Below are 13,374 nucleotides of genomic sequence, written 5' to 3'. Positions count from 1 at the left end.
CTACAGACTCTTAACTTGAATATCGGAGAAGTGTTGGCCTTCCATGACGTACTGAGCACCACTCACCACGACGAAATCACCATCGTTGAGCGTTGATTCAACACATACGGTATTTTGGGACATCGAAACCACGTCCACAGTCACGCCATGAGCTTGCTCGTTCTTAACCGTGAACACTTGCTCGATGCCAGATTGATTCACCAACGCTGAATACGGTAAACAAAAATTACTGCTAGCTTCGCCAAGTTGAGTTGTCAGTGTGACGGCTTTTCCTGGCAACACTGACTTGTTGGTTGTTTCTACATGGTAGGTAACCGCGTAGGTTTGCTTGATCAGGTGAGGTGAAGTTGCAATTTCAGCGGCGTACCCAATCAGCTTTTCCTCTGAGCCATACCAATTGATAACAGCGGTTTGATTCGGTTGGAACTCATGAATCAAGTTTTCTGGGACTTGGATTTTAACTTCAAGCTGATCAGGGTTGTGGATGGTGAAAACCGAAATGCCCGGCAGAACTTGCTCAAACTGATCGAAGTTCGATGCTGCTACCACGCCGTCGAAGGGTGCGAGCAGTTGGGTATAACGAATCGAATCTTTCGCGCGGCGTATGTTCTGTTCTACGACTTTAACCGCCGCTTCACTTCGTTCATAACCGCTGATTGCACGGTCTAGGTTAACATCGGCAATCGCATTATCAGCGATGGCTTGTTTTACTCGTACAAGTTCGGATTTCGCTAATTTGTGTGCAGATTTCGCTTCGAGTGCTCGTGCTTGTAACTCTTCCAATGCCACTTGGTAATCGTGCGGGTCGAGTTGTGCCAACGGTTGGCCTTTCTTAACTGAATCACCAACCGAGACCATCATTTTTTGAATAGTGCCAGGCACACGAAATGCGACGCCAGCCGTTTCTGATGATTGCAATTTACCCGTGAAGGATTTTTCAACTTGATGAGAAAGAGGTTCAAGTTGGATAACTTGAATCGGTCGCGTTTGTTTTTGAGTTATCGTTGCCTCAGAGTCATTACAGCCAAACAGAGCGGTTAGGCTTAGTGCAATGACTGTGTATTTGAAGGTAGGTGTCTGCTGAAAGATAGACGAACGCTGCAAAACAGATGAATGTTGAGATATAGGCTTCATGGATTACTCCTGTCAATTTATGGAGTAATTCTATCTTTCAGTCTTGTTTAGATAATCTAGTCTGCACGTGAAACACTGTCACATTATTCGTTACAATAACTATAGTTTCGGAAGCTCTTGTAATAAAAAATCAATCAAAAGCTGTGCTGAATGGCTTAACGCTTTACGCTGAGGATAGAGCAGCCATGCTTCTTCTTCTTGAAGATTCTCGTCGGGGAACAGGTTAATCAGACTGCCGTCTTTAAGTTGCTGTCGTACCAAGAGTTCTGGTAACAACGCGATGCCTCTATGTCGAATTACACCGCCTTTCACGAAGCCAATGCTGTCGCTGACGACCGAAGGTTCAACTTTGATGATGTGATCTTTGATGTCCCATTGTTTATCGATGTCGCCACTTGGCCACCTGAAGCAAACAAATGGGTAATTGGTGAGCTCTCTTAGGTTTGAGGGCTTGCCTTGTTTCTCTAGAAACTCAGGGCTTGCGACAAAAATACGTTGGAGAACCATCACTTTACGAGCAACCACGTTAGCGTCGCTCAACGTACCACCATGCATAGCGAGGTCTAACCCTTGACGGTACATGTCGACAAAGCCGTTACTAATGTTGCGAATATCAAGCTCAACCTTGGGGTACATATCTTGGAATTTAAACAGAGTCGACTGCATGATGTCGCTGGTTTCAGGCAATAGACCAATCTTAACTTGCCCGTGTGCAACTTCTGAAAGGTTGGAAGCGACATGATTCGCTTTGTCGAGCGCACTTAATGCATTGAGTAGTTCTTTGTAATAGAGCTCGCCAGATTTGGTTAAGGAGAGGCTTCGTGTAGTTCTAAAAAACAGTTGAATGCCGAGAGACTTCTCAAGGTCGTTAATTCTACGGCTAACGTTAGCTCGGGGAAGGTCAAGTGCATTGGCTGCGGCAGTAAAACTACCCAGTTCGACTACAGTGGTAAATAGCTTAAGATCTTCGATTTTCATAACAACGGCATTTAATCGGCTTTAGAACAGTATGTTGGCATCGTATACCAATTGGATTTTAAAATCGAAGCGTTCTTGGTTTTGGCTTATTTTAAGACAGTAAAAAGCCAGCTGATCAACCATTATCAAAACTGGCTTTGTGTTCACATCGGACAAGACTGCTCTATTTTTCACCTTGGACTTGGCAACTTGTTCTTTCTCCTCACACCATATCAGTTTAGCGACCTCGACCGTCGACCATCACAATGATTGTTTTAGAAATGATGGAGAGGTCAGCGGCAATCCAAGACTTAACAGAACATAGGCTTAATGCGTAACTATGGTCAAAGCCCACTTTACGACGTACATCATCAATACAGGTATCATAACCTTGATTCACTTGTGCAAGCCCCGTAATACCAGGCATTACGCCGTATGTACGGTCAGCAAAGTAAGGGATTTCGTTTTCTAGTTTGGTGTAAAAAGTAGGGCGTTCAGGCCGTGGACCAATTAGAGACATTTCACCTTTCAATACATTGAACAGCTGTGGGAGTTCATCAAGACGTGTCTTTCTCAAAAAGCGTCCAACGGGTGTAATTCGTGGGTCATTCGCGGTAGCCCAGACTGCGCCAGAACGCGTTTCTGCATCTTCGTACATGCTACGGAACTTCATGATTTCAAAGATTGTCATTTTCTCCGGCGTAGATTTACCGACACGCAATTGGCGGTAGAAAATAGGACCGCGAGAAGTAAGTGCAATTGCCATCGCTATCAATGGAAATACTGGCGCTAACAAAATCACCGCAATCAATGAGCTAACGAAATCGAACGTACGTTTAGCACGTGAGATTTTGTATTGGTATAAGTTTTGAGTAGATAGCTGTTCAATGTTCATCATAATAAGTCCTTAATGATTCGCTCGTGTCCAAGGTGAGTTTTCTAGTCCGATTAGGTAACGAATGCCACCAATGAAGTTGGCATAGTGTCCAACTATCAAATAAGAGATTAATGAAATAGGTTTGTTTACTAGACGCTTTGGCAAGATACAACCAAGTACGCCAATGGTATAAACGGTAACTTGAGCCCATAACAGTGCTTCAAACACCAAGTAGTTACTAAGCAAGATGGAACACACTAAACACACGATCATTAAATATGGTGTTAGGAGGCGAAGTCCTTTTCCTGAGAAGAACGCAAACGCGATGCCCTTGAACTTAGGGCTGAATAAGCCAAACAATCGAATCGCTTGTTGCATGTTGCCCGCTGATATACGAAGTCTTCTTTTGAAGTCTGTTTCTAAATTTGATTCTTCTAGCTCTAATGCAACCATTTGGGTTTCGTATTCTGCGATGTAACCTTGTTTAACGATTTGCATCGGTAAGATGAAATCGTCATTAATAGTGTTGAGTGGAAGCAGTTCAAACAGGTGTGTTCTAAACAAGTAGAAAGCGCCATGAGAACCTACGCTAGAACCTAATGATGCCTCAGACTCTTTAACGGCTGTTTGATACTGCCAGTAGGCGTTTTCGCCTTCATTGCCTGTAGGGCATAGTTGATACGTTGCGTTTACCACACCAACCTTGTCACTTTCAAAATGAGCCGCTGCAATAAGCAATGCATCCAATGAAATAAGGGCTGATACGTCACTTAGCGCCGTGATGTCGCTGTTTATATTGGTCACTTCTTCATTGATAACCGCAACTTTTCCTCGGTTGGTCTTGTGGTCATGTATCTCGAAATAGATATCGCTGCACATCGCTTCTTGAATCGTCATTTCGGCGATTTCTACCGTGTTATCAGTGCAGCCATCACAAGCAATAATCACTTGTAGCTTCTTTTTTGGGTAATCTAATGAAGCAAGGTTACGAATTTTATCTGCGATCCACTGTTCTTCGTTAAATGCAGGAACAAGAACGGTGATGCTCGGTAATGTGCAATCTTGTTGTTCATCTTTGTAACAACGATGGCTCTCTTCAATTTGACGCGCTGGATGGCTTTTCGCGTACCAACGCAGTAACAGTGGATACGCGGCGTGGTGGTAGACAATCAGCGCACCAGAGAATAAGCAAAGTCCTGCAAGTAACCAGTCGATCATGCGCAAACTCCTTCTGAGATATCGTTATATGAGGCAACCATTTTCACAATGTCGAAGTTGTCGAGAACGTAACGACGAGGTGACAAAAAGCGTTCATTTTGTTTTTCTAATAGCGCACTGGCTAGTCCGGCAATACTGCCACTTTTTACGAGGGTGCCGCTAACTGGACATAAGGTCTCATCAACCGCACCTACGTTCATCGCGACAGTTGGAATGTTGCATGCTTGGGCTTCGAGTGTAGAAAGTGGAAGCCCCTCATGACGAGAAGGTAGGCAGAAGGTATCCAACGCGCCGTAAAAGGTGGTCATGTCATCCACTAAGCCAAGAAAGATTACACGGTCGCTGAGATTCAATCGGTTAGTGAGTTGTTCCAGTTGATTGCGTTTTGAACCATCACCAGCTAGTGCGACAACGGTGTTAACTGGAAGTAGAGCAAGCGCCTTAATCAGCTGGTCTTGGCCTTTCACGTGCTCTAAACGGCCCGCACAACCTATGATGTATTTGTCGGTTGGTAGGTTGTGCTTTGCTCTCGCGTTTGCTTTTGACATCGGTTTGAACTTCTCGCAATCCACACCGTTTTTAATCGTGATGATATTGCTGTATGAAAAGGCAGAGCGAAGTTGGTTGTAAACACGGGTTGCATCTGCAACCAATGTAGGCTGAGCTGCCTTTAACGCTAATGCTTGTAAGCGACGACGTTTGCTATTGTTCAAATGCCAAGCATCATGCTCAGTATGAATTCGAGTAGGAACCCCTGATACGCGAGCCGCATAACCAGCATAAAGTAGCGGGCCAATATGGTGGGTATGAACCACATCGGGTCTAATCCCATTAAATGCTTTAATCAATTTGATGATGATATTGAATTGTACGCCTGGCGCTTTATCCAAAAAGACGATTTGATTTTGGTACTGCTTCAATTTTGGCCAGTTGTTTATAGAATCTTGTTTTGTTCCTTCTAAACTGACAATCAACACTTGGTCCGTTGGTTTAGCAAGACGTAGCAAATCTAACGTTAGGGTTTCTAAACCACCAGGGGCAAGGTGTTGAACAACATGTATGATCTTCTTGCCATGCTTTGTTATCTGGTTATTCATAATTTGGGCCCTGCCTCTATAATTCTTGTTTCGCCATTCTTACGTTTCTCTTGAAGTAACTTCTTTAAAACGTTTGACTACAAAGGAGATTGCAGGAGTTGTGCCAATTAAATAATCGTTATCTTTCAATGATTTACGATAAATTGTTCTAGGGCGATTTTCATTTCTCAAAATGGGAATCAAAACAGAATACGAATGAATGGCTGTTTGAATCATGGTGCTTGGGGAAATCGAAAGTAGGATTAATAATTGGGGCTTTATAAAAGCCAAACGCCAACAGAGTGTTGGCGTTTGGCTCTAGGAAGCTAGGAAGCTAGGAAGCTAGCAAGTTAAAAATAGCTTTAAGGCTAATCAACTCATTTTAGGGATAACGGTAATAACAGGAACACCTAAGATGTCTTCAATTTCATCTTTACGCTTGATTGAAGAGTCAAACAGCTCAAACAATATCGCCAACCCAATGCCAAGGCCGATACCTGCAACGAAACCAGCCAAAACAAACACAAAAGAAGGTATGTTAGATTTGATACTAGGCGTGAAGGGTAAATCGATAATCTTCACACGTTTGTTTTGCTCGAATACACCAAGCGAACCCGTTAATTGAGCCATTTCATAACGCTCTGTCAGTTCATCATATAGCTGACGCTTGATTTCAACTTGGCGTTTAAGGCGATACATTTCTTTTGCATTTTCACCGAAGTTATTCGCCTTGTGTTCTAATTCGAAAATCATAGTACGAAGGCTTTTCGTTTCTTCAGTTAAAGACTCAAAGCGAGCGCGAACCAGTTGTAAACTGTGTAGTTGGGTGACTAAAAGAGGTTGGGTATCCGACAGTTTGTTCAGTGTCGTGCTACTTGCAATGTCCCAAAGCTGGTCGCTGTTCATCGTAGGTTGAGTTACATCGAGTAAACTCTTTCTCTCATTTTCAAGTCTGTCTAGTTCACGAACTTTAGCCTGTACGGCACTGTGTTTGTTTGTGTATTTGGCTTGAAGTAGAGCCAGTTCACTGCGAATATCGATGATCTGATCTTCTATTCGACCTATCACTGGGTTGGTTTTTGAAAGCTGTTGATCGATTGACCCTAAGCTTTTTTCAACACCGGATAACTCGGCCTCTTTTTCTGCCAGTGTTTGCTTGAGTGACGCTAAGCGATTCAAACTTTGGCTCTGTACCTCAGGCGTCGAATGAACATTCTCATTCATGTATAAGGCAAGGGCTTCTTCTGCTACTTCAAGTTCAGCACTGCGCTTATCTATATGAATTTTCAAGAAGTTGCTCGAGTCTTCAATCGAAGAACGTTCTGGTGCTAACAGTTGCTCAATAAAATGTTCACTTACCGAACGAAGCGTCGCTTCCATTCCATTTGGTGTGTTTGACGTTAAGCTTATCTTTAGAAAGTCTTTTCCAAGTTGAGTAACTGATAAACGCTGAGACAAGTCAGTAATGATCTCTTGTTTCTCAATTTCAGGCATATCGGGCGTGGTTAATTGCAGTTCATCTGCGACCGAGTAAAGCACATGTCGACTATGAAGTAGTGTTCTCAATGCGTTAAGGCGGTCTTTGAGCATGGTAGAAACGGCGATGTCTTCCAAGAATGGATTCATCTTGGCCGTTTCTTGAATCAACATACTGGTATGCGCGTCATATTTAGTCGGAGCCAACTTGCTCACACCAAAGCCTACAAAGGGCAAAATAAGGATTGGTAGAACAATAACGTAGCGTTGGCGCCACATGGCATTGATGATGACTAATAACCGCAATTTCAGATTATTCATAATAGCTCCAACATCCAATGTACGAAGTTACCGCGGTTCTGCCAACTGTCTTTGGAGACAACAGATACTGGCGAGTTTTCAAGGTGACGGCTTTGCTCGAGAGCTTCGACCATCTGTTGTCCATTATCAACGGACGTAACGTGATTCTTATAAGGAACCATTGCAGGAAAAGGAGTGGTCACGATAGGAGTTCCCGCGGCTAGGTATTCCATCAACTTTAATGGACTGCATGCTCTGATTTGTTCGTTATCAACGAAAGGTAATAGACTCACATCCCAGTGTTGTGAATAGCTTGGCAACGTGTGATGTGGGCGAGGCCCCAAGTAATGAACATTATCGAGGTTAGGCAACGACAATGCATCAAGCTCATTAGGGCCGATGAATACAAAGTCCCATTCCGGCATTGCTGTCGCCACATGTTTGACCATGTCGTAATCCAGCCATTGAGATAAGCTTCCGTAAAAACCTGCAATCGGGCGGTGGTGGCTTGGCAAGTCGTGTGCTCTTGGAGCTGGTGTAGAAAATAGCCCGACATCGACACCATGTGGTAAGAGTTGAGCTTTCTCACTAGGGAATTTGCCCATCAGCTTTTCACTAGCAGCGAAGATCAGATCTGATTTTTCAATCAATTCCAATTCATGCTGTGCGACAGTTTTGTGGTCAACGCCCGCGAGCGCACTAAAGTCATCCCCGCAGTAATAAACAACCGCTGACTCGCCTAAGTGTCCGCACAAATCAACAGCGGTAGGAAGGGAAGTCCATAAGATAGGAGCATGAAGCTTCAGCTCGGCAATAACTGGCTTCAACTGGCGTAACATCATTTGCTGAGCCAGTTTTCTAGACAAGTTAGAAGAAGGCGCAGGAATGGTTTTCAAGTTCACGACCGTTATGTTGCCTTGGTCGTTTGAATCAGCGACGTTTTGTGGATCCAGCATTTTTTGAGTAACTGCGTTGCTTCGCCCTGTCAGTTTATTGAATGCACGATTGATGTCTTTAACTGACAATCTTGGCTGTCTAAGACCAATAGAGTTGACCCACAAGACTTTATGTTGTTTAGCCAAGTGGCGAACCAAGTGTTGAGTCGATGAAGGTAGGCCACCAAAGTCTTCACCAAATACGATTAAATCACGCATGGTCGCCTCCATGAGTCTCTAACGAATCGAATACATCGGACTCTGTCACTTCAACGGATTTAATCTGACCGACAACTCGAGCAGGGTTGCCGCCTGCGATTGCGAAGGCAGGGATGTTCTTTGTTACCACGCTGCCTGCGGCTATTACGGCACCTTCGCCGATGGTTACGCCACCTTTAACGGTAACATTGGTGCCTAGCCATACATCTTGTTCAAGAATGATGTCGCCGATTTGCTGAGGGTCATCTCCTTCACCTAGTGCTCGACGTTTTGCATCAAGCGGGTGTCCAGAGTATCCAAACAGGAAAGCGCCGCCAGCGATGCGTACGTTGTCGGAGATAACGACTTTACCTCCAACTGCGATAGTCGATTGCCAACCGATGTCTACATTGTTGCCAATCGACAGTAGTGGGTGTTCCAAGCCTTCAAGTGGTTGGGTACAACCAGAGAATGTCGTGTGGCCAGAGATACGGCAGTTATCGCCAATCGTAATTTGTACCGGACCGCTCACGAAAGGGAGGCCACCGTATAAATACAGGCGTTTCCCACATTGAGCGACACGACCTTTGAAAGCTGGTGTCCAGTAGAAGAATCGAGTAAAACCAGAAACCAAATTCACCACAAGCTTGTGTGCTTGGTATAGGCAACGATTAAGTAGTTGGGGGGTAGGTAGCTCTGCGCTTCTGATGTTTTTCAAAATGATAAACACATTTCTAATTCGAGAATTAGGGTGAAACTTAAGCCAATGTTTGAATTGATGTATAGATACTGACGTCATAATGAAAATCCTCTTTTTTGTTATATAGAAGTACTTTCATATATTGTGCCATTTAATAAGTTTATTATTTTCAATGTGTTACAAGTTGGCTTTTAGATTTTCTCATTTTGACAGGCAGTATGAGATACGTTCGCAACAGCAACAATCAATGCGGAAAGGATATAGATAGGCCAGTTGAAGCCTTGTGTTAGGAAGGTACCCGAGACGATGGTGCCAATTAACCCAGCATATACGGCGTAAGCCGCGGCATTGAGATTTGGGTCGATTACGTTGGTCGTCTCTGAAAGCTGTTTGAGTGTCGAGCGTATTGTTTTGATCAGTGAGCCAATCAATATCAGAAAGATAATCAACCCTAGAAAGCCAGTTTCAGCGAGCACGCCAAACCAAGTACTGTGAACCGCATGATTCAGTCCGTCCCAGTGCGAACTATAAAAGAAGTAATTAGAAAAGAAATTGTTTAGGCCGACTCCGGTTAAAGGGTTATCCAGTGCCATTTTGAACGCGGCTTCCCATGCATAGATTCGCCCCATTGCAGATTCATCAACCCCTTGTTCAGCAGCACCGCCTGATGCTCTGTCTGAAATTCCAGCAACAAAGTAAAGGCCAATCGCTCCGATCGCGCCCAAAGTGATCAACAGTGATTTTGAACGTATTACTTTGAACGCAAAAATCCCGACGACTGCTAGCGCACCAAGTAATCCACCACGGCTTTGGGTTGCAACGATAGCGGCAAGTAACAATACAGCGACACCAATACTCAATACACGCTTAAAAGCATGAATGCCATGGGTGGTCGTCTGACTGAGCGCAAACGCAAGTGGAAACAAAAGAACCAGTGCTAAATCATTAGGATCTCCTAACATCGAACCAAAATCGCGGCCAATAGTGACACGTGACCCTTCGACTAATCCGATACCATTGATTGAGTTGTTAATTGCAATAAGTGCGACTAACGAACCGGCCATCATGATGATTGTCGATGTCTTTGCTAAATTTTCGACGCTGTTTACCAGCCACACAATAGCGAGTGTCATCACCATTATTTTCCAATACACGCCTTTAAATTCAGCTAACGCTATTGGACGGTTAGACGCGAAGATCAGGCCGATAAAGACGAGAGCCCAAAAAACAGCAAGCCAGCTCAATGTAGGGTGCCAGAATATTTTAAGTTCTTTGCTGATGAAAGCATGCCAGAGCAAAGCGGAAAGCGCGCCTAGCGAGAGTAATAGCGGTATCTTTAACGAATAGAGTTGAGGTATCGCTTCGTGGATTCGAAAAAATGAAAAGACAACGAACAGTATCACCATCCAAAAGGTTTTGTTAATAACAAACATTCCAGCCAAAGGAAGAAGTGCTAGCGCAACAATAACAGCGGGATGCGGCACGAAGTACCAGACAATACCGAGCCCGACACACAAGGCGCTGATCGTGATGATGACAGGCAATCTATTGGCTTCAGGATTGACCATTGTGACCTCTGTTCGCAAATAAACTCTTAATGACTCGGCTCGCAATCTTTTGAGACGTAGTTACACATGATGTTAAATATTGCAAAGCGAGTGCCAGTTATGCATTTTGTTTAACCAACTGATTTAGCTTTAGATTATTAGGATAGGGCTTAGCCTTGAGTTGAGTTTTTTCATTTTGAGAATCAGTATAAAACTGACTAAAGTACTTAAATCATTAAGTCCAAATAACCAGTTATCTACTAAGACGGGTATTAACGGTCGAGTTGATAGATTTCCAACAACTGCGGGACAACGGCTTGTGGCGAGTATTGGTGTTTGACGGTTTCTATCGCGTTATTCTTGAGGGAGTCACGTTGTTCGCGAGTCAATGACATCCATGAGGATAAATTCTGCTCTAGAACTAACGCGGTTTCTGAATCAGATTCTGAATTGGCGAGGTAACCATTAACTTGGTGCACGATGAGCTTAGGCAAGTTACCAACTGAGGTGGCGAGAACGGGAATGCCGCGAATCATGGCTTCTAATGCTGCCATCGGTAAGCCTTCAAAGCGGGAAGGGATGATTAACAAATCGATTTGGCTCCAGACGTCGTCCATATTGGTCTGATGCCCATGAAAGGTAACATTATCAGGCTGCGATTTAACTAAGGCCTCCATTTCGGGTCCGTCCCCAAAAAGCTCAAACCGAACATCAGGAAACTGTTTGGCTAATGCGACAAATCGATCAGGCGCTTTTTCATGGCTCAATCGCCCCACAAAACCAACATGGAATGGGCCTGATGAAGGGGAGCTTGTTAACCCGGTTGGGACTTTAACAAAGTTATTCAATTGATGGGTTTTACTCGGTACTTTCGCTTTAATCTTCTCACTAACCACGAGCGACTGATCAGAAAGGAAGCTGCTGTAACGGTCGAGCCAGTCATAAAGCCATACTTTGCCTATTGGGGTTTCACCTGCGTGATAAGTGGTGATTTGTTTGGTATTGCTTAAACGAGGTGAGATTTTTATGAGCTTGCTGACCAAACTGGCTTTGTAACCATGAGCATGGATAAGCCTTGGCTGATAATGTTGAACTGCACGTTTAAGCTGTGTCGCGCTATTACTGCTTGAATCCACACAGCCAGAGGCTAAATCGGAGAGGTAACTATAAGGGATATGCAGCGCATCTAACTTTTCAACGATGATCGCTTCAGGCTTAAACTTAGTCAAAAGAACGATTCTAACAGCCTCTGAATACTGAGCGCTTTCAGATATCAGGCCTTGTGCTAATTCTAAAACATGCGTTTCTATACCTCCAAAAGTTTGGCTGTCGATCAACAGCCAGATCTCATGAAGGTTTACGTTGAGTACACCTTTTTTAGGCTTGATTGTACTCATCTTCCGATTCCCAAGCCTGCTTCTTACGGTAAACGGTAGAAGGACTAAGTTCTAACAACACCGCAGCGTTTAGCACATTCCCATCGCAATGATTGATCGCGTGTTGAATGGCTTCGCGCTCTATTTGCCACATTGGACGAATAGCACCTTCGTTTGTTGTAAATGCGGGCGTCATCGGGTCGTTGTTAGCGGGAACAACTGACGATTGCTCCAACTCTTCAGGAGTAATCGGTGGCAACTTAGCTTCTGGTGCTTCCACAACAGCAGCTTGGGGCGCCGCTACTCGAATCGGTGTCACTGATTTCGAAGTTGGAGCTGCGTCTACTTTATTAATCGGAGGCGGTAACATGTCTTTGGTCACGCTCGTTTCATTGTTCAACACCACGATGTTACGGATGATGTTTTGCAACTGACGCACGTTGCCTGGCCACACATAACGTTTAAGTAGATTCTGCGTTTCTTTGTCTATGGATTTGAACTTCTTCTTGTCTTGCTTCGCATACAATTTCAAAAAGTGATTAGCCAAAGTCACAATGTCACTTCCTCGTTCACGAAGTGGTGGCATCTCGATAGGCACAACGTGAACACGATAGTAAAGGTCTTCTCTAAAACGTCCTTCTTCGACCTCAACCAGTGGGTCGCGGTTGGTTGCACAGATAATTCTGACATCTACTTTAATCTCGCGATTACCACCGAGTGGAGTAAACGTACCTGTTTGCAAAAATCGTAGGAGCTTCTTCTGCATCTCCAGTTCCATTTCGCAAAGCTCATCGAGAAATAGGGTACCGCCGTGTGCTTGCATTGCAGCACCTTTACGGTCGGTTGTCGCACCGGTAAACGCACCTTTGACGTGACCGAAGATTTCACTCTCCATTAGGTCTCGAGGGATAGCGCCACAGTTAATGGCAACGAAGGGCTTGCCGTTACGCTGACTCTCCTGATGAATAGCCTCCGCGCACACTTCTTTACCCGTACCACTTTCGCCGTTAATAAACACGCTAGCAGTGGTTGGCGCTACCGAATCAATGATCTTGTAGACAGCCTGCATAGGTAGGCAAGAGCCAATGAAATTATGAAAGCGGTCACGATCAAACTTGCTTTGCATGTCATCAACGAGGTTCTCTAGCTTAGCTCGTTTCAAATGCAAGCGGACAGAGGTCTTAAGTCGATCGGCTTGAATTGGCTTTTCCAAGAAATCTTCCGCACCGCGTTGGATAAGGTCTACAGCAATATTAACTGAACCATGTGCTGTCGCGATAATGACGGCGGTCGGTATTTCATTTTCGCTAATCCAATCTAGTACTTCTTCACCTGGCATGTCGGGCAACTTAAGATCGAGAATAACAAGCTGTGGAGAGTGCCTTTCAATGAAGATCTTAGCTTCTGCGCCGGTTTCGACGTGGAAAATATCGTAGGGTTCGTCTTTTACGTACTGCTTGTAGAGTACGGCGAGTGAGGTGGAGTCTTCAACTAACAATACCTTAGGGCGCATTGTGTATTCCTTTTGAAACTTTATCCTAACCAATCAATAACATAGTGGTATGCATCCATCAATACGA

At 44.3% G+C, this 13,374-nt stretch carries 11 protein-coding genes; all 11 read right to left on the bottom strand.

Annotated features, from left to right (window positions below; all coding sequences use genetic code 11):
* Nucleotides 1-1,134: an efflux RND transporter periplasmic adaptor subunit gene (locus L3V35_RS06975; protein WP_237299027.1), complete on the bottom strand. Its 1,134-nt coding sequence runs from the start codon at nucleotides 1,132-1,134 to the stop codon at nucleotides 1-3.
* Nucleotides 1,135-1,233: 99 nt separating this feature from the next.
* Complete coding sequence (locus L3V35_RS06970) at nucleotides 1,234-2,112, bottom strand: LysR family transcriptional regulator (protein ID WP_054547772.1); 879 nt, start codon at nucleotides 2,110-2,112, stop codon at nucleotides 1,234-1,236.
* 217 nt (nucleotides 2,113-2,329) lie between these two features.
* Nucleotides 2,330-2,989 (bottom strand): sugar transferase, encoded by a 660-nt coding sequence (locus L3V35_RS06965; RefSeq protein WP_237299026.1) that lies wholly within the window; start codon nucleotides 2,987-2,989, stop codon nucleotides 2,330-2,332.
* 9 nt (nucleotides 2,990-2,998) lie between these two features.
* Nucleotides 2,999-4,186, bottom strand: coding sequence for a glycosyltransferase family 2 protein (locus L3V35_RS06960; RefSeq protein ID WP_237299024.1), 1,188 nt, complete (start codon nucleotides 4,184-4,186; stop codon nucleotides 2,999-3,001).
* Nucleotides 4,183-5,283, bottom strand: coding sequence for a glycosyltransferase (locus L3V35_RS06955; protein WP_237299022.1), 1,101 nt, complete (start codon nucleotides 5,281-5,283; stop codon nucleotides 4,183-4,185). The genes L3V35_RS06960 and L3V35_RS06955 overlap by 4 nt, the downstream gene beginning before the upstream one ends.
* A 351-nt stretch (nucleotides 5,284-5,634) precedes the next feature.
* Entirely contained in the window at nucleotides 5,635-7,059 is a 1,425-nt protein-coding gene (locus L3V35_RS06950) for a Wzz/FepE/Etk N-terminal domain-containing protein (RefSeq protein WP_237299021.1), read from the bottom strand.
* Entirely contained in the window at nucleotides 7,056-8,192 is a 1,137-nt protein-coding gene (locus tag L3V35_RS06945) for a glycosyltransferase (RefSeq protein ID WP_237299019.1), read from the bottom strand. Before L3V35_RS06945 ends, L3V35_RS06950 begins: the two co-directional genes overlap by 4 nt.
* Nucleotides 8,185-8,970, bottom strand: coding sequence for an acyltransferase (locus L3V35_RS06940; protein WP_054547766.1), 786 nt, complete (start codon nucleotides 8,968-8,970; stop codon nucleotides 8,185-8,187). The genes L3V35_RS06945 and L3V35_RS06940 overlap by 8 nt, the downstream gene beginning before the upstream one ends.
* Nucleotides 8,971-9,062: 92 nt before the next feature.
* The gene (locus tag L3V35_RS06935; RefSeq protein ID WP_054547765.1) at nucleotides 9,063-10,439 is read right to left on the bottom strand and encodes an O-antigen ligase family protein; all 1,377 of its coding nucleotides are present in this window, start codon (nucleotides 10,437-10,439) and stop codon (nucleotides 9,063-9,065) included.
* A 251-nt stretch (nucleotides 10,440-10,690) separates the two neighbouring features.
* Entirely contained in the window at nucleotides 10,691-11,815 is a 1,125-nt protein-coding gene (locus L3V35_RS06930) for a glycosyltransferase family 4 protein (RefSeq protein WP_237299018.1), read from the bottom strand.
* Nucleotides 11,796-13,307, bottom strand: a complete 1,512-nt coding sequence (locus tag L3V35_RS06925) for a sigma-54 dependent transcriptional regulator (RefSeq protein WP_065205220.1) — start codon at nucleotides 13,305-13,307, stop codon at nucleotides 11,796-11,798. Before L3V35_RS06925 ends, L3V35_RS06930 begins: the two co-directional genes overlap by 20 nt.
* Between the last annotated feature and the right edge of the window lie 67 nt (nucleotides 13,308-13,374).

Source organism: Vibrio sp. L5-1 (assembly GCF_021728315.1).
GTDB lineage: Bacteria > Pseudomonadota > Gammaproteobacteria > Enterobacterales > Vibrionaceae > Vibrio > Vibrio splendidus_K.
Note: the sequence above shows the minus strand (reverse complement) of the source record. Positions and strands in the feature narration are given on the sequence as shown.